We start from the raw sequence: 21,221 nt of genomic DNA on the forward strand, positions 1-21,221 counted from the left end.
AATTTTGATCGGGTCATGGAAAGGGCGACCGACCGCAGCCGGCCGCCCTTTTTTGGAGATTAGTTTCGTTCACCCACTGCCTTTTCAGCGGCCGCAATCTCAGCAGCGCGCTTGGCTACTTCCGCACCAATCGGCGGCCCCTGGAAGCGGCGCCGCTCAAACGCAAACCAGACAATGGCCGTCACAACGAGGAAGCCAACTGTGATGTACAGCGCCCATTCGTTTGGCGGCTGGATACCCAGAATGAAAATCAGCGCCATGGCGATAATCGACAGCACGGCGAAAAGCTTGAACATGCCTTCCCCCAGATTCCATGGTCCCATCGTCGTCCACTTTGGTGTGCCCCAGGCAAACAGGCCGAGAGCGATCGGAATAGCGAACGAGAAGAACAGGAAGATGACCGTGCAGGATACGACAATCGTATAGACCGGCGTATCGCCGATTGTGACGAGCGAAGAACCCCAGACGAACAGCACCGAAAGCGTAGCACCTGTCCATGTGGCTGCTACCGGTGTGCGGTATTTCGGGCTGACTTTCGACAGAACACTCGATGCAGGAAGACCCTTGTCACGTGCAAACGCGAAGATCATGCGTGAAACCGACGTCACGGTCGCAAGTCCGCACAGGAACTGGCAGATGAAGATCAGGAAATAAAGGATATCCTTGACCAGCGGATTGACCTGTTCACCCATGGCCCAGAAGAACACGTTCCAGCCCTGAGCAGCAGCAGCGTCCATGCTTGGCAGCATCAGCACGAATGAACAAAGCATGATGTAGCCGAATACGGCAGACCACAACACGGACGAGATCATACCGCGCGGCACTGAATGCGCCGCCTTGACGGTTTCTTCCGAAGTGTGGGCAGAGGCGTCATAGCCTGTGATCGTATAAATCGGCAGCAACAGTCCAAGCAGGAAGACCCAGCTTTGCGACAGGGTTGGCCAGACAGATGCGCCGGTCAATGTTCCGTCAGCAGCCATTGTTGGCTGACCTGAATAATTCGCGAATGTGAAGAGCCGCGAGAAGTCATATGTGTCGGCCACAGCGAGACACACCACCGAAAGCGCGATAGCGGTGACAAATATCAGATAACCGGAAAAATCAGTCAGCTTGGCCGTCAGGCCGATGCCCATATGGTTGATCAGAGCCTGAATACCCGTCAGGATCACCAGGAAGATGATGCGAACCGTTGTCGTGTCTTCCATGCCGAGATAGCTGCCAAAGGCACCGACAAAGAAATAGTAGGTGCCGACATTGATAGCCCCGAGCACTGTGATCAGGCCGAGAAGATTGAACCAGGCTGTCAGCCAGCCCGTGCCGCGATTGCCGAGGATCGAACCCCAGTGATAAAGGCCGCCTGCCGTTGGATAGGCAGAGCTGATCTGCGCCATGGCAATGGCGAAAACCGCCGAAACGAGACAGCCCAACGGCCAACCGATACCGATTGCCGCCCCACCGGCGCCGGAAGTTGCCTGCGCCAGCGAATTGATACCGCCCGATAGAATGCAGATGATCGAAAACGAAATGGCAAAGTTCGAGAAACGGCTCATGCGCCGTTCTAGTTCCTGGGCATATCCCATGCCGTGGAGGGCTTTCACGTCCTCCGATTTATCAACGTCCGTATAATCTTGGTGTGTCATCGTACTCACGTTCCCCGTTATTTTAAGAGATTTCTAACGTCAGATACCTGTGCCCATCAGATCGTATTTGCAGCTTTCCGTGTTGTGGAAAGCGGCGCTTGAGCGATTTCCTTCAAAATGGCCGAGAGTATCCCGGCCCATGCTTTTTCTTCTTTCGGCTTGGTGATGAGATCGTTGCGGATCTCGATCATCACGGCTGGAAGTCCATGCGCTGAAGCATGGCGCTCCAGCGTGTAATAAACCCGGTCGGCGGGCGAATAGGGTTCGTTGATGCCGACACAAAACTGATTGAGTGCCTGCAAACCTGCGATCAACGGTGCAGCAACCTGATCATAGTCATCGTGAATGATGCCGATATGCCAGGGACGTGCAACGCCGCGATAGACAGGGGTAAAAGAATGAACCGCAACATAGATCGGCGTGGGTAGACCTTTATCGGCGCGATGCTTTGCAAGTTCCTCGATTGAGGCATGATAGGGTTGATGAGAAATCGCAATACGCCGCTGTTTCTCCTGATCATTGAGATCGACATTGGCCGGAACAACGGTCAACTCGCTGGTAGATGGGATCAGATCAGGCGCCTGCAGCGGTCTGTTGCAATCAATGATCAACCGCGACACACGGGACTCAACCAGAGGCGCATCGAGCAGGGTGCTCATCACCTGGCTCACCCCCAGCGCGCCGGGATCCCAGGCGATATGTTTTTGCAGATCGTCCGGTTGAAGGCCAAGACGGCCATAGGGTGCAGGAATATGGTTCGAGGCGTGATCGCAAAGGATGACGAACGGCGAGCGGCCATCGGGGTTGGTTACCCGGACTGGCTCCCAGACACTTTGCGTGGCCTGCGATAATCCCATTTTGCCCTCTTCGGCAATTTGTACTTTACATTACATTTTGTATTTTTATTTCCACTCACGTATGATTTGATACATAAGTCACAAAATTGTCAAATCCGAAAATTGCGTTTCTTAACTTTGATCGAAAGAAGTTTGATGGGAACAAGCATTTCTGAACTGATCAGCGAAAAAATCGACGGCATGTCGACGTCGGAACGCAAGGCCGCGCAGACCCTCATCGCCAATTACCCGCTTATAGGTTTGCGGACCGTGGCGGAGTTTTCGGCACAGGCCGGTGTAAGCTCGCCAACAATCCTGCGTTTCGTCTCCCGTCTCGGGTTTCAAAGTTATCCGGAGTTTCAGCAGGCGCTGCAACAGGAACTGGCGGCACAGATCCAGTCACCTTTTAATCGCACGACCATTATCCAGTCTGCCAAGGGCAGTGCTGCCTATCCTCTGATGGAAGCGGCAATCGAGAATATCCGTGAAACCTTCCACCATCTTTCCACCCAACAATTGGACGACGTGACCGACGCGCTCAGCCGCACCCGGTCGCACGTTTATCTGCTCGGCGGCCGCTTTACCGATCCCATCGCCATCTACATGGCAGCGCATCTGAAGATTATCCGCTCTGGGGTAACCCACCTGACAGGACAGGAAAGCAACTGGCGCGATCAGCTGATCGACATGGGCAAGAAGGATGTGCTCATCATCTTCGATATCCGCCGCTATCAGGACAGCCTGATACGCTTTGCTGAAAAGGCGCAGGCACGCGGTGTTGAGATCGTCTTGATCACCGATCAGTGGTTGTCCCCCATCGCCCGCTTTGCCCGGCATGTCATTGCCGGACGCACTGCAGTCCCCTCACCCTGGGACTCATCCACCACGCTTTTCCTGATGGCGGAAACGCTGATCGCGGGGGTTACACAAAAGCTTCAGAGCAGCAGTGCCGAGCGCATCCGGGAGATGGAACAACTGCGTGATGGCTGAGATTGTCATTGCCCGGAAAGCACATTGATATACAAATGCTGTCCCAGGCTGGGATCACACACCCCTAAGGGCCTGCGTTCGAATCGAATAAAGCAAGGACATAATCATGCAGCAAGCTGACATCGGATTGATCGGCCTTGGCGTCATGGGCGCCAATCTGGCCCTCAATATTGCCGAAAACGGTTATCGCGTCGCAGTTTTCAACAGAACAGTCGAAAAGACCCACGCCTTCTATGAGGAAGCAGGATCCCTTAAAGGTCAGATCATTCCGTGTGAAACGCTGGAAGAACTGGCCAAGAACATCCGTGCACCGCGCCCGATCATCCTGATGGTCAAGGCTGGTGACGCCGTTGATGAACAGATCGCAGCGCTGAAGCCGTTCCTCGCCAAAGAAGACATCATCATCGATGCAGGCAACGCAAACTTCCACGATACGGTTCGCCGCCTGAAGGAACTTGGTGCCAACGATCCGACCTTTGTCGGCATGGGCGTTTCTGGTGGCGAAGAAGGTGCGCGTCACGGCCCGTCGATCATGGTTGGCGGCACCCCGGAATCCTATGCGCGCATTGAACCTGTCCTGACTGCTATTTCTGCAAAATATGAAGGCGAGTCGTGCTCCGCATTGCTGGGGCCTGACGGCGCGGGCCACTTCGTCAAGACAATCCATAACGGTATTGAATATGCCGACATGCAGATGATCGCCGAAATCTACGGCGTCCTGCGCGATGGGCTTGGCCTGTCACCTGTCGAAATCGGCAAGATTTTCGATAAATGGAATACAGGTCCGCTGAATTCCTACCTCATCGAAATCACTGCCAAGGTGCTTGCCGCGACTGACAAAGAGACCGGCAAGCCAGCTGTCGAAATCATCGTCGACAGCGCGGGCCAGAAAGGCACTGGCCGCTGGGCTGCCATCGAAGCACAGATGCTGGGCATTCCCGCAACCGGCATCGAAGCGGCCGTTGCGGCCCGTTCGATCTCAGCTCTCGCCAGTGAACGCGCCAAAGCTGCCAAGGCCTATGCATCGCTCGGCACCCCCAAACTGGCGGATACGGACAAGGCATTTATCGACGCACTTGAGCAGGGTCTTCTGGCAGGTAAAATTGCTGCCTATGCACAGGGCTTCGCCGTGATGGCGGGTGCTTCCAAGGAACATGGCTGGGATATTCCACTCGACACGACAGCAAAAATCTGGCGGGCCGGTTGCATCATCCGTTCGCAGTTTCTTGATGAAATCGCTTCAGCTTTCGCTGACGGCGGACAGGACAACCTTCTGCTAGCACCATCCTTTGTCGAACGCATGAAGAAGGCCTCGACAGCCCTACGCGATGTGGTTGCAAAGGCGGCGCTTGCCGGCTTGCCAACACCGGCCCTCGCCGCAGCACTCAGCTATTTCGACGGCTATCGTCAGGCACGCGGCACGGCCAACCTCATTCAGGCTCAGCGGGACTTCTTCGGCGCGCATGGCTTCAACCGCATTGATAAGGAAGGCGATTTCCACGGTCCTTGGTCCGATATTGGCTGACCACGATAATTGTCGAGATAGATTTGAAAACCGCCCCGTAAACGGGGCGGTTTTTTTCGTGGGCGGGTGGTTCGACAAGCTCACCATGAGGGAGAGTGAGGATTGCAGGGAGCAAGATTCTGCAACCTCTCCAACCGGCTTTGCAGCCCACTCATTTCCCTCATGGTGAGCTTGTCGAACCACGCACCGTGATCTCTGCAGTCATTGTATCACAATCCCCTCGCGCTGCTTGGCGGCACTTTGTGAACCCGCCCCCAGGCCCGGCGCAATTGGCGGGCAGAGGCAAAACCGGCGCGTTCCGCCACCCCTTCCATATCCAGCCGGGTGTGGTTCAGTATTTCCTGTGCCAACGCGACGCGCAAACGATTGAGATAATCCGGAATGCTCATCCCGGTATATTCATTGAACAAGCGTGACAAATGTCTCGGGCTGGTTGCCGCGATATCGGCCAAACCCTGCAGCGTCCAAGGCTGCGCCGGATCGGCGGCCAGCTTATCCTGTACCCGGTGGATGGCCGGATGGATATGATTGCGGCCGTCAAGCCAGGGTGACCATTGCGGATCGGTGCCGCTGCGTCTCAGGTAGACCACGAGATAGCGCGCCACTGTCACGGCGCAAGCCGGACTGGTGATCTGCCCAACAAGATACAACATCAGGTCGATGCCTGCCGTGATACCGGCACTCGAATAGCGGTTGCCGTCTTCCACATAGAGCCGGTTATCAAATACGCGCGCAGTCGGAACGAGCTCGCGCAACTCATCCACCGAACCGAAGTGGGTCGTGCAGGCGCGGCCATCAAACAAGCCCGCGCGCGCGGCGAGCAGAGCGCCGGAACATATCGACACCAGTTTCTGCGTGTCGACAATATGGGTTTTCAGCCAGTCAACAATCTCTGTATCGCGATAACCATATACTTCAGCCGCAGCGCTTGCCGGGGTGTCCAGCAACTCCGTCGCATCTCCTGCAAGCACGATCATGGCATCGGCTGGCACGCTCTCGGGTAATGGCGCTATTCCGCTGATCGTCAGCCCGATAGAGGTGGTTACATGGGCAAGCGGGCCGACATAGCGCACGTTGAAATGCACCATATTCTGCTCGAAATTGGCTTTGCGCAGGACTTCCAGCGGTCCGGCAATGTCAAGCAGCAGTGCCCTTGCGGGCACCACCACCAGAACATCGATATTTTGTGGTTCGCCTGAGGTCATGCGGCCAACGCGTGTTCCGCACTGGCCAGCGCCTCGTCAACCGTCGCAATGCGGGCAAAGCGTCCAGCCAAAACAAGCTCGGTGCGCGCCTTAATTTCATCTGCACTGAATGTGCGGCCCGCTGCATTGGTCATGGCAAAGGTCAGGGTTGCTTCGGAGACATAATCGACTTCATAGCCAAGATCTGACGCATGGCGTGTCGTGGTCTCGCAGCATTGTTCGGTACGGATACCCGACACAATCAATTTACGGATTCGGTTCTCGGTCAGCCAAACGTCAAGGCCGCTGCCGACGAGGGCGCTGTGACGGGACTTTTGAAACACAATGTCAGCGTCCAACGAAACGGGCGCTAATGGCTTGATAAACCCCGATTCCAACGCAAATGGACCGTCGCCATCAACGTGAAAAATCTGGACGATTGGCAAGCCTTGGGCTTTGGCACCATCGACCAATCGCTGAACGTTGGCTATGAATGGCTGCGCTTCTGCTTCGTTCCAGTAGCCGCGCTGACGAAACGATTCCTGCACATCGATGACGATAAGAGCTGTATCTGTGGACATTTTTGGTATCTCCTGCCTGTTGAGACCCTCAAGATACTATCAGATAATATGGGCCGATACGCATGGATTGGACGAGAAGCGGACAAAAAAGGACATCAGCTGCAGTACTATTCGGTGCGTGGTTCGACAAGCTCACCATGAGGGAGAGGGATTAATTGCAGGGAGCAAGATTCTGCAATCTCTCCAATCGACTTTGCAGCACCACTCTCCCTCATGGTGAGCTTGTCGAACCACGCACAATAATCCTGCCAGCTTATACAAACCAAATCGCCCACACTGTCTCCACCACGGAGACGATCTATCAAGCGGCATGCGGCTTTCAGGAAGGCGCCTCGCATTCCATATGTCAGTCAACACAATGCAATCGTAAGGTCCGGGACAAGACCACCGGACGGAAAGGCCCGCCATGTCTGCCACTTCCTACCAACACCGCATCCATTCAGCCGGCCAGCCGAACAGTCCGCTGTTCTTCGTGTTTCACGGCACAGGCGGAGATGAAAACCAATTCTTTGATTTTGCCCGCCGCTTACTGCCAACAGCAAGCGTGGTTTCGCCACGTGGTGATGTTTCAGAACATGGTGCTCTGCGCTTTTTCAGGCGGACCGCCGAAGGCGTCTACGATATGGCTGATCTGGCAACGCGGACGCGGACGATGGGGGATTTTGTCAAAGGACATAAAGATTCCACCAATCCATCTGAGGTCATCGGACTGGGCTATTCCAACGGTGCCAATATTCTGGCGTCAGTCATGCTTGAACAACCGGAGCTGTTCGACACCGCTATCCTGATGCATCCGCTCATTCCATGGACACCGGCGGCACAACCGAAACTTGCCGGGAAGCGTGTTCTTATCACGGCTGGGCAACGTGATCCGATTTGTCCACCGGATCGCACGCAGGCCTTGGCGGATTATCTGACCGCGCAGGGAACGGACGTTAAAATTGCCTGGCATCCGGGCGGCCATGAAATCCAGCAAAGCGAGATTGGGGCAATACAGGAATTTCTGGCGCGTTAAATAAAAAAGCCGGCCCCAAGGCCGGCTTTTCATTCAGTTTGTCCATCGCAGCTCAGGCGGAGAACCGCATCGATACCGGAATAATCCGCATTGCGCGGGACGAACGGCGGCCTTTCGGCGTCAACAGGCCTTTGGCACCGTCGAGATATCCCTGCTTCAACTCAAGCGCCAGAAACCGGCGGCGTTCCACGGGACCCGGCATGGAAAGTCCGGCAGTCTTCGCTCCGTTGAAACCAAAACGTTCGTAATATTCGGGATCGCCAACCAAAATGATGGCGCCGTGTCCAAGCCGCCCGGCTTCCTTGATGGCATGGCGCATCAATGCCGAGCCAATACCAAGGTCCTTTGTACCAGGATCAACCGCGAGAGGTCCAAGCAACAGCGCACGCACACCCCTACCGGATGCATCATGACCTGCCTGAATGTCCCAAAGCCGAACTGTTCCGAGCAAAGCGCCACCGGCACCGCGCGCAACAAAGGCAAGGCCTTCCGACGGCAACCGGCCACGGCGAAGCTTTTCCGACGACTTGCGGCGGCGGCCTTCGCCCATGGCGCGGTCCAGCACGTCTTCACGCGCCTTTTCGTCCTGCGCCGATTCATTGACGATGGCATAGGCACCCGCACCGGCGAAATACAGGCCGTCAGGAACCAGATTCTGTTCGATATTTTCTGCTGCACTCATTGTCTTGACCAATCTTGTCATGTGTCGTGTCATCGCTGCCCGGAGTGGTTACCGGGCAGAACGTCTTAACCGGGCATCAGACCGGCTTAGATGACGTATGATCGGAGTGGTTCGAAGCCGTTGAAGGCTACTGCAGAATAAGTCGTGGTGTAGGCACCTGTTCCCTCGATCAGAACCTCATCGCCAATGGTCAGCGATACGGGCAGCGGATAGGGGTTCTTTTCATACATCACGTCGGCAGAATCGCAGGTTGGACCGGCCAGAACACAAGGTTCGCTGCGATCACCATCACGCAATGTGGTGATCTGATAGCGAATGGCTTCGTCCATCGTTTCGGCCAAGCCGCCGAATTTACCGATATCGAGATAGACCCAACGCACATTGTCGTTGGCGGCCTTCTTCGACACCAGAACAACTTCAGCCTTGATGACACCTGCATTGCCAACCATGCCGCGGCCTGGCTCAATGATGGTCTCTGGCAGACGATTGCCAAAATGCTTGCTCAGCGCCTGGAAAATAGCCTGACCATAGGCCTGTGCAGTTGGCACATCCTTGAGGTAACGGGTCGGAAAACCACCGCCCATATTGACCATCTTCAGCGTGATGCCTTCCTTGGCAAGCGCGTCGAAAACCTGCTTTGCATCGCCAAGCGCACGGTCCCAGGCAGCCAGATCGGTCTGCTGGGAACCGACGTGGAACGATACGCCGTAAGAATCGAGGCCGAGCTGCTGCGCAACACGCAGGACATCAACAGCCATTGCAGGCACGCAACCAAACTTGCGCGACAGCGGCCATTCGGCGCCGGCACCGTCAGTCAAAACGCGGCAGAATACACGCGCGCCGGGAGCAGCGCGTGCAACCTTTTCCACTTCTTCAACGCAGTCAACCGCGAACAGCCGAATGCCGAGCTCAAAGGCGCGCGCAATATCGCGTTCCTTCTTGATCGTGTTGCCGAAGGAAATACGGTCAGCCGATGCACCGGCATCGAGAGCCATTTCGACTTCTGCAACGGAAGCTGTGTCGAAGTTCGAGCCCAGTGAAGCCAGCAAGCGCAAAATCTCAGGCGCAGGGTTGGCCTTCACGGCATAGAAAATCTTCGACTCCGGCAACGCCATCTCGAAATTGTGGAAATTTTCACGCACGACCTCAAGGTCAAGCACCATGCAAGGACCATTTGGGCGGCGGGTATTAATGAAGTCGAGAATGCGCTGTGTAGCCATCTTGGGTCTCCAATCGTGACGGCACTTCCGGCCATCTTAACAAGTCGCGATCGCAGGGGTTTCTCCCCCGTATAATCGCCAGGACAAAGTGCATGAATCCATCTCACGCGAAGCCAGCCTTTGGAGATGCTGGAAACACGGACAAGTTCATGCGGCGATGGATCTACGCTAAAGCCAGCGTTGATCCGCTTTGTCTGCCTTGGTTTGGATGATCCCATCCGCACTACCGGCAATGAAGGTGTGCCTCTTCAGTAATTCCGGCTTATGGACAGCCGAAAGACACCAGAAAGGCCCGCACCGTCGTTGCTTCAAGATGTCCTCAGTTCGGCAGTAGGCCGTCAAACTGACTGGAGGGGTTAGTTCCAGGTACCATACCGTTTCTTCACCATAATGAAGATCGGCGGACACCCATGGGGCACGTGCGACTTTGGGCAAGCGCGATATAAGTCTAAACTTGTGTCCAATCAATGACAAATCTCGCATCTGCGAAATTTTTTTATTTATTGAACAAAGCAACGCAAATCACATAGAATCGATGAACGATGAGCACGATTTCACCCTTGAATGCCCTGCTGGATCTGCCTTTTCAGGCATTTTCTCCTGTCGATGGACCGTTGAGCGGCCACACACTTGCCGTCAAGGACATCTTCGATGTGGCGGGGTTGCCGACACAATGTGGCAATCCTGGGAAAAATCACGAATCAGCCGCAAGTATTACCGCCTCAACCGTACAAAAATTGCTGGATTCGGGTGCCCGATTCATCGGCAAGACCCAGACGGACGAGCTGGCTTTCTCATTGATGGGTCAGAACAGCCATTATCCTTTCCCCATCAATCCCAAGGCTCCGGACCGTGTGACGGGCGGATCGTCCTCAGGCTCCGCATCCGCCGTTGCCGGCGGGTTGGCTGATATTGCAACCGGATCGGATACTGGCGGCTCGATACGGGCACCTGCCAGCTTCTGCGGCTTGATCGGCTTGCGCACCACCCATGGCCGCATATCGCTTGAGGGCACCATGCCGCTCGCCCCCTCGCTCGATACATTCGGCTGGTTTGCCAAGGATATTTCGCTCTATCAGAAGGTCGGGGCGGTCCTGCTCGGCCCCGATGAGCAGGAATTCAAGCTCAACCGGCCCCTCTTCATTCCGCTCCTCGAACATTATCTTCTGGATGAAGCAGAAGATGCGGCATTCCGCAAAATGTACGCACAGGTCGCCGCGCAGCTTGGCCATGCCAAATCTGCCCGCCAATCGACTGCCTCAATGGATGATCTCTATCTCTGCTTCCGTCAGATACAAGGTTTCGAAGCCTGGGGCGTGCATGGAGAATGGATATCTGCTGCCGACCGGCAGTTGGGACCCGGCGTTAAGGACCGCTTTGAGTACGGAGCGCTGATTGATCTCGATACGTATAAGGCACAGGGCAAACGCCGGGACCTTTTCCGCAATGAACTTGCCGATGTGCTAAGGGATGACGGCGTTTTGGTTTTGCCCACCGTTCCGGGAGCAGCGCCTCTCGTCAGTTCCACCTTTGAAGAGCTGCAAACCTACCGGGAACGGGCGCTGAAGCTGCTATGTCTTTCCGGTCTTTCCGGTTTTCCGCAAATTACCCTGCCTCTCGGCGAAGTCCACGGAGCACCATTCGGTATTTCCCTGTTGGGGCCCATGGGCAGCGATAGCGCCCTCATCCGCCTCAGCGCCACCATTCTGTCAGCCACAGAAAAAAGGAACTGACATGGACACACTCACCCGGATGCGCGCCTATATCGACGTGGTTGAGGCTGAAGGGTTTTCGGCGGCCGCACGCAAAATCGGCCGTTCCAAAGCGCTCTTGTCAAAATATGTCCGGGAACTCGAAGACGAACTTGGGGCACTTCTGCTCAACCGTACAACCCGGCAATTTTCACTTACCGAAGCCGGTCACACCTATTACCAGCGCGCCGGGGAAATCTTACGCGAAGTTGAAAGCCTGCAGGAAGCCGTGCGGGAATCGAGCAGCGATATCAAAGGGCGTATCAAAATTTCAGCGCCCCGCTCCTTTGCCGATGCCGATATTGGCCAGTGCCTCATCGATTTTTGCATCGAACAGCCGGATATCATCCTTGATGTTCGGCTTGATGACCGGTTTGTCGATCTGGTTGAAGAGGGCTTTGACCTGCCATCCGCATCACGCGCCTTCAAGATTCTTCACTGATCGCCAAGCGCATTGCGCCCTTTCGCACCGTGCTGTGCGGCTCGCCCGAACTGATCGAACGGGTTGGCCGTCCAACACGTCCCGAACAATTGACGGCCCTGCCCTGCATCATCGACACCAACAACCGGTCACGCAACAACTGGCAGTTTTACAATGAAAATGGCCCGACACTATCCGTGCAGGTATCCGGGAAAGTCGAGATCAACAGCCCGCTGACGACGCGCCGCGCTGTCCTTGCTGGTCTGGGTTTTGGATCGGTGCCTGACTTTGTCGTGAAACAGGATATTGAGACCGGCAGGCTGATCAGTATTCTTGATGAATTCGCGCTGCGCGATGGCGGTATTTATGCGGTCTATCCGCATCGCCGGTATCTGCCCGCAAAGGTGCGCGTTCTTGTTGATTACCTTGCAAAATGGTTCAAGGACAACCGCAACGTATGAAAATGTTATATCGTCCCAATTTAGCCAAGTTCAGAATGTCCTTTGCGTCAACTTAAACAGGCGGAATGATGCACCACCGATTTGCGATCTTCATCGCGACACTCGCCACAGGATTAATGATCGCCACTCCGGCGTATGTGCATCCGCATGTCTTTGCCGAAGCACGGCTCGACGTCACCATCAACCCGGACGGAACGGTTCAAAAGCTGGGCCACGTTTGGCGCTTCGATGACTTGTTTTCGAGCACGGTTCTGGTCGAGTTCGATAAAAACGGTGATCTGAAGCTCGATGAAAAGGAACTCGCCGAACTTGGCAGAACGATCAACGAGTCGATTTCCGAATTTGATTATTTTCAGACGGTCACGCTCGATAACAAGAAAGTTGTCATGGCTGCCCCTGATCACCTGATCGCCGATTTCCAGAACAATCAATTGCTGATCATCTTCGAAAGCAAGCCAAAGCAGCCGCTGCATCTGGGCAAAGTCACCAGCTTTGGCGTTTACGATCCGACTTTTTACACGGCCATCGATTACGTCAACGACACGGATATTCATGTGACCGGCATGCCGGTCAACTGCAAATCGAAAGTCGTGCGGCCCAATCCTGATGAGGCGATTGCCGCCAATCAGGCGACGCTGACGGATTCCTTCTTTAATGACCCGACAGGGACTAATATGTCGAAGATATTCGCCACGAAGCTGGAAATCGATTGTCCGGCAAAAGGATAGAATGATGCGGAAAACCACCCTCCTTTGCACCTTTGCTCTTGTAGCACTCGTTGGCGGCCATGCATGGGCGCAAACCTCATCGCTCGGCATCGGCTCGAACGAAGTCGCGATGCAGCCGACTGGTCCCTTCGCGGAAATCATCCTGTGGATCAACATCCAGCAGCGCAATTTTTACCTCGCCATGACACACGCGCTGAAAGCCATGCGTGAAGACCCGTGGCAGGCGTCCATTCTGGTTGGGCTGTCGTTCCTTTACGGCATCCTGCATGCTGTTGGTCCGGGCCACGGCAAGGCAGTTATCTCTTCCTATATGCTGGCCAATGAAACGACGCTGAAGCGCGGCATTCTTCTGTCTTTTGCATCATCGATGCTTCAGGCCATCACCGCGCTTTTCATTGTTGGTTTGGCATGGCTGGTGCTGCGCGGCACAACCGTCTCCATGAATGATGCGGCGCGCTATATGGAAATCGCCAGCTTCGTCCTGATTATCGCATTTGGCCTGTCGCTGCTCTGGCGCAAGCTGCCGCTGCTGCTTCGTCCAAACGTCGTGCACCTCATGCCGGAAAAGGCCGCGCATGGTTCCATATTGACGGATCATCATCACGATCATCACCATGCCCATAGCCATGACGACGATGGCGGCTGCGGACATGATCATCACGACCACGACAGCCATGACCATGGGCACGCGCATAGCCATGCGCTGCCCGCAGCTGCCACCCATACGCACAGCCATGCCCACCATGATCACGACCATGCAGCGGGTGAAGTCTGCGCCACATGCGGACATTCCCACGCCCCTGATCCGGCGATGATTGCCGGTGAGTTCAATTGGAAAACCGCTTGGGCAGCGATTATCGCCGTGGGATTGCGCCCGTGCTCCGGCGCGTTGATCGTGCTGACATTCTCGCTGTTGAATGGTTTGATGCTTGGCGGTGTTCTGTCGGTTTTCGCCATGGCGCTTGGAACATTCATCACCGTCGCCACATTGGCAACGCTGGCAGTGATGGCGAAAAATGTTGCGCTGAAAATTTCCGGTGGCGGCGCGCTTTCCAGCCGGGTTCAAAATACAATTGAAGTCGGTGGCGCGCTGTTTATCGTACTGGTTGGCGTTCTGCTCCTGACTGCCGCACTTCAGTTTTAAGCTGAATATTTTTGCAGTCGCGTGGTGCGTGGTTCGACAAGCTCACCATGAGGGAGAGTGTAGCTGCAAGACCAATCGGAAAGATCGCAGAATAAGGCCTACTGCAATCCTCAATCTCCCTCATGGTGAGCTTGTCGAACCACGAACCATGAACCACGCACCACACAATCTGGAAGCAAAAACTCCCTAATCCTTGCGGCGCTGGCTCCTGCCACGCAGCCAAAAGACAAAGAAGAAACCGAACACAAAAACCGCCGCAAAAATACCGGCCAAAGCAGGTGAATGCGCGCCGAGAGCCAGCATCATATTGGGCATGTAAAACGCTGCAAAGCCGAAACCGAGCATGATACAGGCTGCAGCAATGGCAGCATTCCGGGTCTTGGGATCACTCACGCTCGTTGTCTTTCTTCCATGCACTCGTCGGAGCCTTTGTAGCCCCGTCGCGCCTGAACGCAAGCTTTACATTCAAGACAAATCGGCGCGCAAATCCTCCAGCCGTTTGATCTGCTGGCCGTTCGCATCGAAATTATCCGGAGCAAGCCATGCATGATAGGCCGCTCTCAAGGCAGGCCATTCACTGTCGATGATCGAAAACCACGCCGTATCACGGTTCTGGCCCTTCTGGACCATATGCTGCCGGAAGACACCCTCGAACTTGAAACCAAAGCGCTCAGCCGCCCGCTTGGATGGGGCGTTGGCGTTATTGCATTTCCATTCGTAGCGCCGATATCCCAGCGTGTCGAATATGTATGATGCAAACAGATACTGCGCTTCGGTAGCCGCTGGCTTGCGCGAAATCAGCGGCCCCCAATAGATATTGCCGATTTCAATGACACCAAAATTCGGATCAATCCGCATCAGGGTCTGACGGCCGGCCACCTTGCCGGATCGCTTGTCAGTCACGGCAAAAAACAGGGGATCCTTGCTGGCCTCGACCTTTTCCAGCCAGGCATTGAAGGCGGGACGATCAGTTGCAGGCGCTTCGAACAGGTAGCGAAACCGGTCGTCCGCATCCGCCACACTTGAAGCCTCATACAGGCCATCACCATGTTTGGCCGCATTAAGCGGTTCGAGCGTCACATAGCGGCCCTCGATATTTTCATGGGCGGGCGAAGGGCGCGGCGTCCAGTTTTTGAGATCAGTCATGAAAGCAGACCTTTTTGCATATGAGTATTTGACTCCATACAATCAGAGCAGCACAAAGCAGTAGATATAAATTGTATGTGAGACAAGAAATGCTGCGGACTATTTCCGGTTTCGACCGTATCGGCGAAGAAAATGCCTTTGCCGTTCTCGCCCGTGCCACCGCACTGGCTGCGCAAGGCAAAGACATCATCAATCTCGGTATCGGACAGCCAGATTTCAAAACACCCGGTCATATCGTTGAAGCGGCCATCAAGGCACTCAAGGACGGACACCACGGCTATACGCCTGCCACCGGATTGCTTGCCGCCCGCGAGGCCGTTGCCCGCCGCACCCTGACAACGACTGGTGTCGAGGTTTCTCCTGAGAACATCATGATCGTTCCCGGCGGCAAGGTCACCATGTTTGCCGCAATCGTTATCTTTGGCGAACCCGGTGCTGAAATCCTTTATCCAGACCCTGGCTTTCCGATTTACCGCTCGATGATCGAGTTCACTGGCGCGACGCCCATTCCTGTGCCGATCCGCGAGGAAAACGGCTTTGCTTTTTCAGCCGAGGAAACCCTGTCGCTCATCACGCCCAAAACAAGGTTGCTGATCCTGAACTCACCAGCCAACCCGACCGGCGGCGTCACGCCAAAAGCCGAGATTGAAAAACTCGTCAAAGGCCTTGCAGCACACCCGCATGTGGCCATCATGTCCGACGAGATTTACGACGTCATGACCTATGATGGCGAGGAGCATTACTCGCTGCTGAGCTTTCCGGAAATCCGCGACCGCCTGATTGTCCTCAACGGCTGGTCAAAGACCTGGGCCATGACCGGCTGGCGCATGGGCTGGTCGATCTGGCCAGACAGCCTCTACGACAAGGTGCGCAAACTGGCTGTGAACTGCTGGTCATGTGTCAATGCGCCAAGTCAGTATGCCGGTATTGCCGCCATTGACGGCCCGCAGGACGAGGTCGAGAAAATGTGCCGGGCCTTTGACAGCCGCCGCAAGATCGTTGTCGATGGCCTCAACAGTCTGCCAGGCATCAGCTGCGCCACACCCAAAGGTGCGTTTTATGCCTTCCCCAACATCAAGGCGACAGGCTGGCCTGCCAAACAACTGGCCACCGCATTGCTGGAGGAGGCAGGCGTCGCGCTGATCGGCGGGCCGGATTTCGGCATTTTGGGCGAAGGCTATATCCGGCTTTCCTATGCCAATTCCGAAGAGAATATCGTGCGCGCCATTGAGCGGATCGAGAAGTTTCTCGCAAAATAATCAGCGCAGGACACTCCGGTCAATCGACGCGGCCTTCACCAGTGCAAAGACATTGTCGCCGGGCTTGAGATCAAGCTCGGCAACGGATTTGCGTGTCAGCCGGGCACCGATGGTCTGCCCGCCGATATCGAGGGCAAGGTCCGTATCGGGGCCCTCGTTCGACGTCATGCCGGTGATCCGCACAGGCAAAATGTTACGGATGCTGATGGCTTCCGGCAGCGTGCGGGCAATGGAGACATCGCGCGCCCGTATCCGCAGACGCACCTTCGACCCCACAATGAAATCAAGTCTGGCAAGCTGGAATGGGTGACCACCAATATCGATGGACGTCAGGCCAAACGCTTCGTCGCTTGCGGCAACAATGCCTGTGACCAATGCCCCGGCATCATCATGGCTGCCAAGCCGCGAGAAGATCGCTTCGGCCGGGCCGCTTGCTGTGACGCGCCCACCTTGCAGAAGCACGATCTCATCGGCCAGCCGCGCGACCTCGTCGATCTCATGACTGACATAAAGGATCGGCAAGCCTGTCTGATCACGCAGGGTTTCGAGAAATGGCAGGATTTCCTGACGCCGCGAATGATCAAGTGAGGACAAGGGTTCGTCCATCAGCAGCAGCGATGGATTGGAGAGAAGCGCCCGGCCGATCGCCACCCGCTGGCGTTCTCCGCCCGAGAGGGTGGCTGGCGATCTTTGCTGCAGATGCTGCAGCCCGAGAAGCGCCACCACCGCATCATACGGCAAGCCCTCGCTGCGCCGTCCCGCCCACCGGGCATAGGTCAAATTGTTCTTGACCGAGAGGTGTGGAAACAGCCTTGCATCCTGGAAGACATAACCGATGCGGCGTTTTTCCGGCGGCAGGTTGATCCCTTCCGCGCTGTCAAACAGCACCTGATTGCGGATGACAATTCGCCCCTGCTTCGGGCGTGTAACACCGGCGATCATCTTGAGCAGTGTGGTCTTGCCTGCACCGGACTCGCCAAACAGCGCGGTCACGCCTTTGCCTGCCGTGAAATCCGCTGCAATCGGAAACGACCCGACTTGAGAATTGACCGAGACGGACAGAGTTTCGCTCATGGACGTGCTCCGCTCAACCGGCGCTGCAGCCATTCCGAAGCAACGACCGCAACGATGGAAATCACCACGGACACAAGGATCAGCCGCAAGGCCGCCGCATCACCGCTCGGGCTTTGCAGCAGGGAATAGATGGCGAGCGACAAGGTTTGTGTCTCACCCGGAATGTTGGAGACAAAGGTGATCGTCGCGCCGAATTCGCCCAACGCCTTGGCAAAACTGAGAACAGTACCTGCAATGATACCGGGAAGAAGCAATGGCAGCGTGACGGTGAAGAACACGATGATACGCCCAGCGCCCAGCGAGCGGGCAGCCTCTTCAAGTCCCCGGTCCAGCCCTTCGATGGACAACCGAATGGGCCTGACCAGAAGCGGAAACGCCATGACCCCAGCCGCAAGGGCCGCGCCGGTCCAGCGGAATGAAAAGGTCAGCCCGAACACATCATTGAAGAATCCGCCGAGGGTTCCGCGGGCACCGAACCAGACAAGCAGCAGATAGCCGGTGACGACGGGCGGAATAACCAGCGGCATGGTGATCAAAGCCTGCAGCAGACTTTTACCGTAGAAGGAATAGCGGGCGAGTATCCATGCCACCGCAAATGCAAATGGCAGGGCGACGAGGATCGCGACCAGCGCGACCCTCAGCGACAGAAGAACAATCGCCCATTCTGTCTCACCCAGCATGTTTAGCCCGCCTTGTCGGAAGCGCCGACAAAGCCTTTCGACGTGATGATTTCCTGACCTTCAGGGCTGGAAAGGAACTCAAGGAAAGCCTTGCCCTCAGCAGATGCTTCCTTGCCGACGGATGCAGCCGGATAAAGAATTGGCTTGTGGGTTGAACCGGCAAAGCGATAGGCCTCGACAAGATCAGGCGCGGCCGTATGGTCTGATGCATAAACGATGGCCGCATTGGCCTCACCACGGCTCACGAATTCAAGCGCAGCACGCACATTCTCTGTGAAGACCGCATTCTTGCTGACGCCTTCCCAGACTTTCAGCGATTCAAGGGCAGCCTTGCCATACTTGCCAGCCGGAACATTGGAAGGATCGCCCATGGCAAAGCGGCCAGCGCCAAGAATAGCCGCAGCGTCACCCTTGTCCTTTTTGGTCAGGATAACAAGCGCATTGGCCGCAACGATCTTGCGCGACGGCTTGTCGATCAGATCGCGCTGTTCGAGATAATCCATCCAGTCCAGATCAGCGGAAATGAAGATATTGGCAGGAGCGCCCTGCTCGATCTGCTTGGCCAGCACGGACGAAGCAGCAAATGACGACGTTACCTTCGTGCCGGTCTTGGCTTCGAACTTGACTGCCGCCGCTTCAATGACTTCCTTCATGCTGGCAGCTGCAAAAACAGTTATCTTTTCCGCAGCATAAGCTCCGCTTTGCCCGGCCAATGCAGCCAGCAATACCAAGCCCAAAATGAGAATTTTTTTCATAAGGTCCACCCCTGTCGACAGGCCCATAGCGGTCTCATACCGGTCATAAGCCCAGTTTCAATACATTGACATGATGGTGGGCCCGAACAAAGCGCGCGCGACCCGGACGCTCTCAAAACCCTTGACGCATTGGCAGCCATCGCAACTGCCCGAAAGCTCCGACATCAGCACTCAGCCGAGTCAGAACACGTCAAACTAGACTGGAGTGGTTTGTCTTGTCGAGAGACAAAACACCCGCCTGTTGAGGCGGGTGTTTTTCATTTTATTACATGCCGGTATCAGGCCTGCGGCTGTGCAACGGTCGCATTGGCAACCGTCGCCTCAATATGGTCGATAAGGCTGTCCGGCAGCTTCAAGCGGCCAGCCAGAAGATCGAGATAACCACGCTCAGCCCGGGTCTTGGCTTCGATGGCCAGACGCGACGCCGTGTAGAGCTCAACCTTTTGCGCATCGGTTACAGCAGCCGCGACGAGCGCATCGACATTGACCGGAGCGTTGAGCTCCGTTGTCAGGAATTCCTGCGTATCGCTGTTGAGGCCGGACAGCGACAGCTTTTCAACGATGCGGGCCCTCTCTGCATCATCCACATGACCATCGGCACGCGCAGCTGCAATCATGGCCTTTACCAGCACCAGGGCAAATTCGTGCTCACCTTGCGGCGCAGTGGCTGGATGAAAGCTTGAATCATCTGGCGGGGGCAGCAGTTCAGGCTCACCAGCCTGCTGCGTCTCGGCCGGAGCTTTGCCGGACTGGTAGTTCTGATAGGCCTTGTAAGCAAGGCCGGCGACAGCGGCGAGACCACCGAGCTTCAGGGCGCCGCCTGCAATGCCACGGCCTGTGCCGGTTCCCAGCAGCACTGCTGCCAATGCGCCAGCGGCCAGAGGATTATCCTTAGCCATTTGCGTTGCCTTGCCGGCGCTATCGCGAACGGAGGTTCCGGTGCCGGGGATACTGCTCCCCAGAAAATCATCGAGAATCTTCTTCGGATCGAACATGCAAATCTCCTCATGGCTGCACGAATACGTTCCGCCCTAGGTAGGGTTGGGTTCATGGCATTGCAATGACAGAGGGATTTTTTCGTTCGGGCATCAGGAGCCGATATGGGCTTTTTCGCCCCGGAGCCTGGCAAGTTTTACCTGCTTTTGCCGTTCGGCAAAGCGCGCCCGGTCTGCATCCGTGCGTTCATGATAGCAATTGGGACAGGAGACACCTTCCTCAAACAGGGTGGACAATTTGTCCTCCGGCGCAATTGGATTGCGGCAGGCGTGGCAAAGTTCAGCATCGCCCTCCACAAGGCCATGACCGACGGATACGCGTTCGTCAAAAACGAAGCACTCGCCTTCCCAGCGGCTTTCCTCGGCGGGGACTTCCTCAAGATATTTGAGAATGCCGCCCTTCAAGTGGAACACATCGTCAAAACCCAGGCCTTTGACAAAGGCCGTCGCCTTTTCGCAGCGGATACCGCCCGTGCAGAACATGGCGATCTTTTTGCCTTCGAGATCGTCACGGTGCTCCTCGACCCATTGCGGAAACTCGCGAAAGGTCTTCGTTTGCGGATCAACCGCATTGGCGAATGTGCCAATGGCTGTTTCATAATCATTGCGCGTATCGATGACGATCGTATCTGGATCGGAGATCAGCGTGTTCCAGTCCTGCGCAGCCACGTAGGTACCGACGCTCATCAAAGGATCAATATCGTCAACACCCATGGTGACGATCTCTTTTTCAAACGCACCTTCATGCGTTTGAACGGCATTTCGCTCGCATAGGAATATTTTAGTTCCATGCCCGCAATCGCCGGTTCCGCCTCTAAAACGTTGATAAGTTTTTCGATGGCCGCCGCTGTCCCCGCGACCGTGCCATTTATTCCTTCAGCCGCCAATAAGAGCGTGCCCTTGATGCCTTCGCTGCAGCATAGCTTCGCCAGCGGCTCTTGCAGCGACTGGTAGTGTTCCAGCCGTGCAAAACGGTAGAGCGCGGCCACTTTGAAGGGCAAATGTGCAGAATGATCGGTCATGATCCCCTGCAACTACTGCTCCAAGGCGACGATTTCAAGAAAATTACGTCTGGACATTTATCCACGGTGGCAAAAACGGGCGGATAATAGCCCCGCACAAACGTCATTGAGG

Annotated in this window: 19 protein-coding genes and 2 pseudogenes; 8 read left to right on the forward strand and 13 right to left on the reverse strand. The window is 55.7% G+C overall.

Annotated elements, in window-relative coordinates; all coding sequences use genetic code 11:
* Positions 1-59: 59 nt before the first annotated feature.
* The gene (locus HB779_RS20105; RefSeq protein WP_188343987.1) at positions 60-1,640 is read right to left on the reverse strand and encodes an amino acid permease; all 1,581 of its coding nucleotides are present in this window, start codon (positions 1,638-1,640) and stop codon (positions 60-62) included.
* Between the two features lie 56 nt (positions 1,641-1,696).
* Positions 1,697-2,497 (reverse strand): N-formylglutamate amidohydrolase, encoded by an 801-nt coding sequence (locus tag HB779_RS20110; RefSeq protein WP_188343988.1) that lies wholly within the window; start codon positions 2,495-2,497, stop codon positions 1,697-1,699.
* A gap of 135 nt (positions 2,498-2,632) precedes the next feature.
* Between HB779_RS20110 and HB779_RS20115 the strand changes: the two genes are divergently transcribed.
* Entirely contained in the window at positions 2,633-3,466 is an 834-nt protein-coding gene (locus tag HB779_RS20115) for a MurR/RpiR family transcriptional regulator (protein WP_188343989.1), read from the forward strand.
* Positions 3,467-3,572: 106 nt separating this feature from the next.
* Positions 3,573-4,991, forward strand: a complete 1,419-nt coding sequence (gndA, locus tag HB779_RS20120) for an NADP-dependent phosphogluconate dehydrogenase (RefSeq protein ID WP_188343990.1) — start codon at positions 3,573-3,575, stop codon at positions 4,989-4,991.
* A gap of 209 nt (positions 4,992-5,200) precedes the next feature.
* Here gndA and HB779_RS20125 read toward each other — a convergent pair whose 3' ends face one another.
* Both HB779_RS20125 and HB779_RS20130 read right to left on the reverse strand, forming a co-directional pair.
* Positions 5,201-6,196 (reverse strand): GlxA family transcriptional regulator, encoded by a 996-nt coding sequence (locus HB779_RS20125; protein ID WP_188343991.1) that lies wholly within the window; start codon positions 6,194-6,196, stop codon positions 5,201-5,203.
* Complete coding sequence (locus HB779_RS20130) at positions 6,193-6,756, reverse strand: isochorismatase family protein (protein ID WP_188343992.1); 564 nt, start codon at positions 6,754-6,756, stop codon at positions 6,193-6,195. The genes HB779_RS20125 and HB779_RS20130 overlap by 4 nt, the downstream gene beginning before the upstream one ends.
* Before the next feature lie 406 nt (positions 6,757-7,162).
* Here HB779_RS20130 and HB779_RS20135 point away from each other — a divergent pair, with 406 nt between their 5' ends.
* On the forward strand, positions 7,163-7,771 hold the full coding sequence (locus HB779_RS20135; RefSeq protein WP_188343993.1) for an alpha/beta hydrolase: 609 nt from the start codon (positions 7,163-7,165) through the stop codon (positions 7,769-7,771).
* Between the two features lie 52 nt (positions 7,772-7,823).
* On the opposite strand, the gene HB779_RS20140 is transcribed toward HB779_RS20135, so the two are convergent.
* Positions 7,824-8,453 carry a GNAT family N-acetyltransferase gene (locus HB779_RS20140; protein ID WP_188343994.1) on the reverse strand — a complete coding sequence of 210 codons (630 nt, stop codon included), beginning with the start codon at positions 8,451-8,453 and terminating at the stop codon, positions 7,824-7,826.
* 86 nt (positions 8,454-8,539) lie between these two features.
* A complete protein-coding gene (gene odc2, locus HB779_RS20145; RefSeq protein WP_188343995.1) occupies positions 8,540-9,673 on the reverse strand; it encodes an ornithine/lysine decarboxylase in 1,134 nt (377 codons plus the stop codon).
* A gap of 542 nt (positions 9,674-10,215) precedes the next feature.
* Between odc2 and HB779_RS20150 the strand changes: the two genes are divergently transcribed.
* The 4 genes and pseudogenes from HB779_RS20150 to HB779_RS20165 all read left to right on the forward strand — a co-directional run bounded on the left by HB779_RS20150 (position 10,216) and on the right by HB779_RS20165 (position 14,178).
* Positions 10,216-11,406 (forward strand): amidase, encoded by a 1,191-nt coding sequence (locus tag HB779_RS20150; protein ID WP_188343996.1) that lies wholly within the window; start codon positions 10,216-10,218, stop codon positions 11,404-11,406.
* A gap of 1 nt (position 11,407) precedes the next feature.
* Positions 11,408-12,306, forward strand: a pseudogene (locus HB779_RS20155) (LysR family transcriptional regulator).
* Between the two features lie 68 nt (positions 12,307-12,374).
* Positions 12,375-13,034, forward strand: a complete 660-nt coding sequence (locus HB779_RS20160; RefSeq protein ID WP_188343997.1) for a DUF1007 family protein — start codon at positions 12,375-12,377, stop codon at positions 13,032-13,034.
* Positions 13,035-13,038: 4 nt separating this feature from the next.
* Positions 13,039-14,178, forward strand: coding sequence for a nickel/cobalt transporter (locus tag HB779_RS20165; RefSeq protein ID WP_188343998.1), 1,140 nt, complete (start codon positions 13,039-13,041; stop codon positions 14,176-14,178).
* A 186-nt stretch (positions 14,179-14,364) separates the two neighbouring features.
* Here the strand turns inward: HB779_RS20165 and HB779_RS20170 are convergent, their stop codons facing one another.
* The gene (locus tag HB779_RS20170; RefSeq protein ID WP_188343999.1) at positions 14,365-14,571 is read right to left on the reverse strand and encodes a hypothetical protein; all 207 of its coding nucleotides are present in this window, start codon (positions 14,569-14,571) and stop codon (positions 14,365-14,367) included.
* Positions 14,572-14,643: 72 nt separating this feature from the next.
* Positions 14,644-15,324: a GNAT family N-acetyltransferase gene (locus HB779_RS20175; protein WP_188344000.1), complete on the reverse strand. Its 681-nt coding sequence runs from the start codon at positions 15,322-15,324 to the stop codon at positions 14,644-14,646.
* A gap of 89 nt (positions 15,325-15,413) precedes the next feature.
* Between HB779_RS20175 and HB779_RS20180 the strand changes: the two genes are divergently transcribed.
* A complete protein-coding gene (locus HB779_RS20180) occupies positions 15,414-16,583 on the forward strand; it encodes a pyridoxal phosphate-dependent aminotransferase (RefSeq protein ID WP_188344001.1) in 1,170 nt (389 codons plus the stop codon).
* On the opposite strand, the gene modC is transcribed toward HB779_RS20180, so the two are convergent.
* The 5 genes and pseudogenes from modC to HB779_RS20205 all read right to left on the reverse strand — a co-directional run bounded on the left by modC (position 16,584) and on the right by HB779_RS20205 (position 21,109).
* Entirely contained in the window at positions 16,584-17,657 is a 1,074-nt protein-coding gene (gene modC / locus HB779_RS20185; protein WP_188344002.1) for a molybdenum ABC transporter ATP-binding protein, read from the reverse strand.
* Complete coding sequence (gene modB / locus HB779_RS20190; protein WP_188344003.1) at positions 17,654-18,337, reverse strand: molybdate ABC transporter permease subunit; 684 nt, start codon at positions 18,335-18,337, stop codon at positions 17,654-17,656. The genes modC and modB overlap by 4 nt, the downstream gene beginning before the upstream one ends.
* Positions 18,338-18,339: 2 nt before the next feature.
* The gene (modA, locus tag HB779_RS20195; RefSeq protein WP_188344004.1) at positions 18,340-19,092 is read right to left on the reverse strand and encodes a molybdate ABC transporter substrate-binding protein; all 753 of its coding nucleotides are present in this window, start codon (positions 19,090-19,092) and stop codon (positions 18,340-18,342) included.
* 278 nt (positions 19,093-19,370) lie between these two features.
* Entirely contained in the window at positions 19,371-20,087 is a 717-nt protein-coding gene (locus HB779_RS20200) for a tellurite resistance TerB family protein (protein WP_188344005.1), read from the reverse strand.
* 93 nt (positions 20,088-20,180) lie between these two features.
* Positions 20,181-21,109, reverse strand: a pseudogene (locus HB779_RS20205) (rhodanese-related sulfurtransferase).
* Between the last annotated feature and the right edge of the window lie 112 nt (positions 21,110-21,221).

Origin of the sequence: Phyllobacterium sp. 628, assembly GCF_014189505.1 — a bacterium.
In the GTDB taxonomy this organism is placed as follows: Bacteria; Pseudomonadota; Alphaproteobacteria; order Rhizobiales; family Rhizobiaceae; genus Phyllobacterium.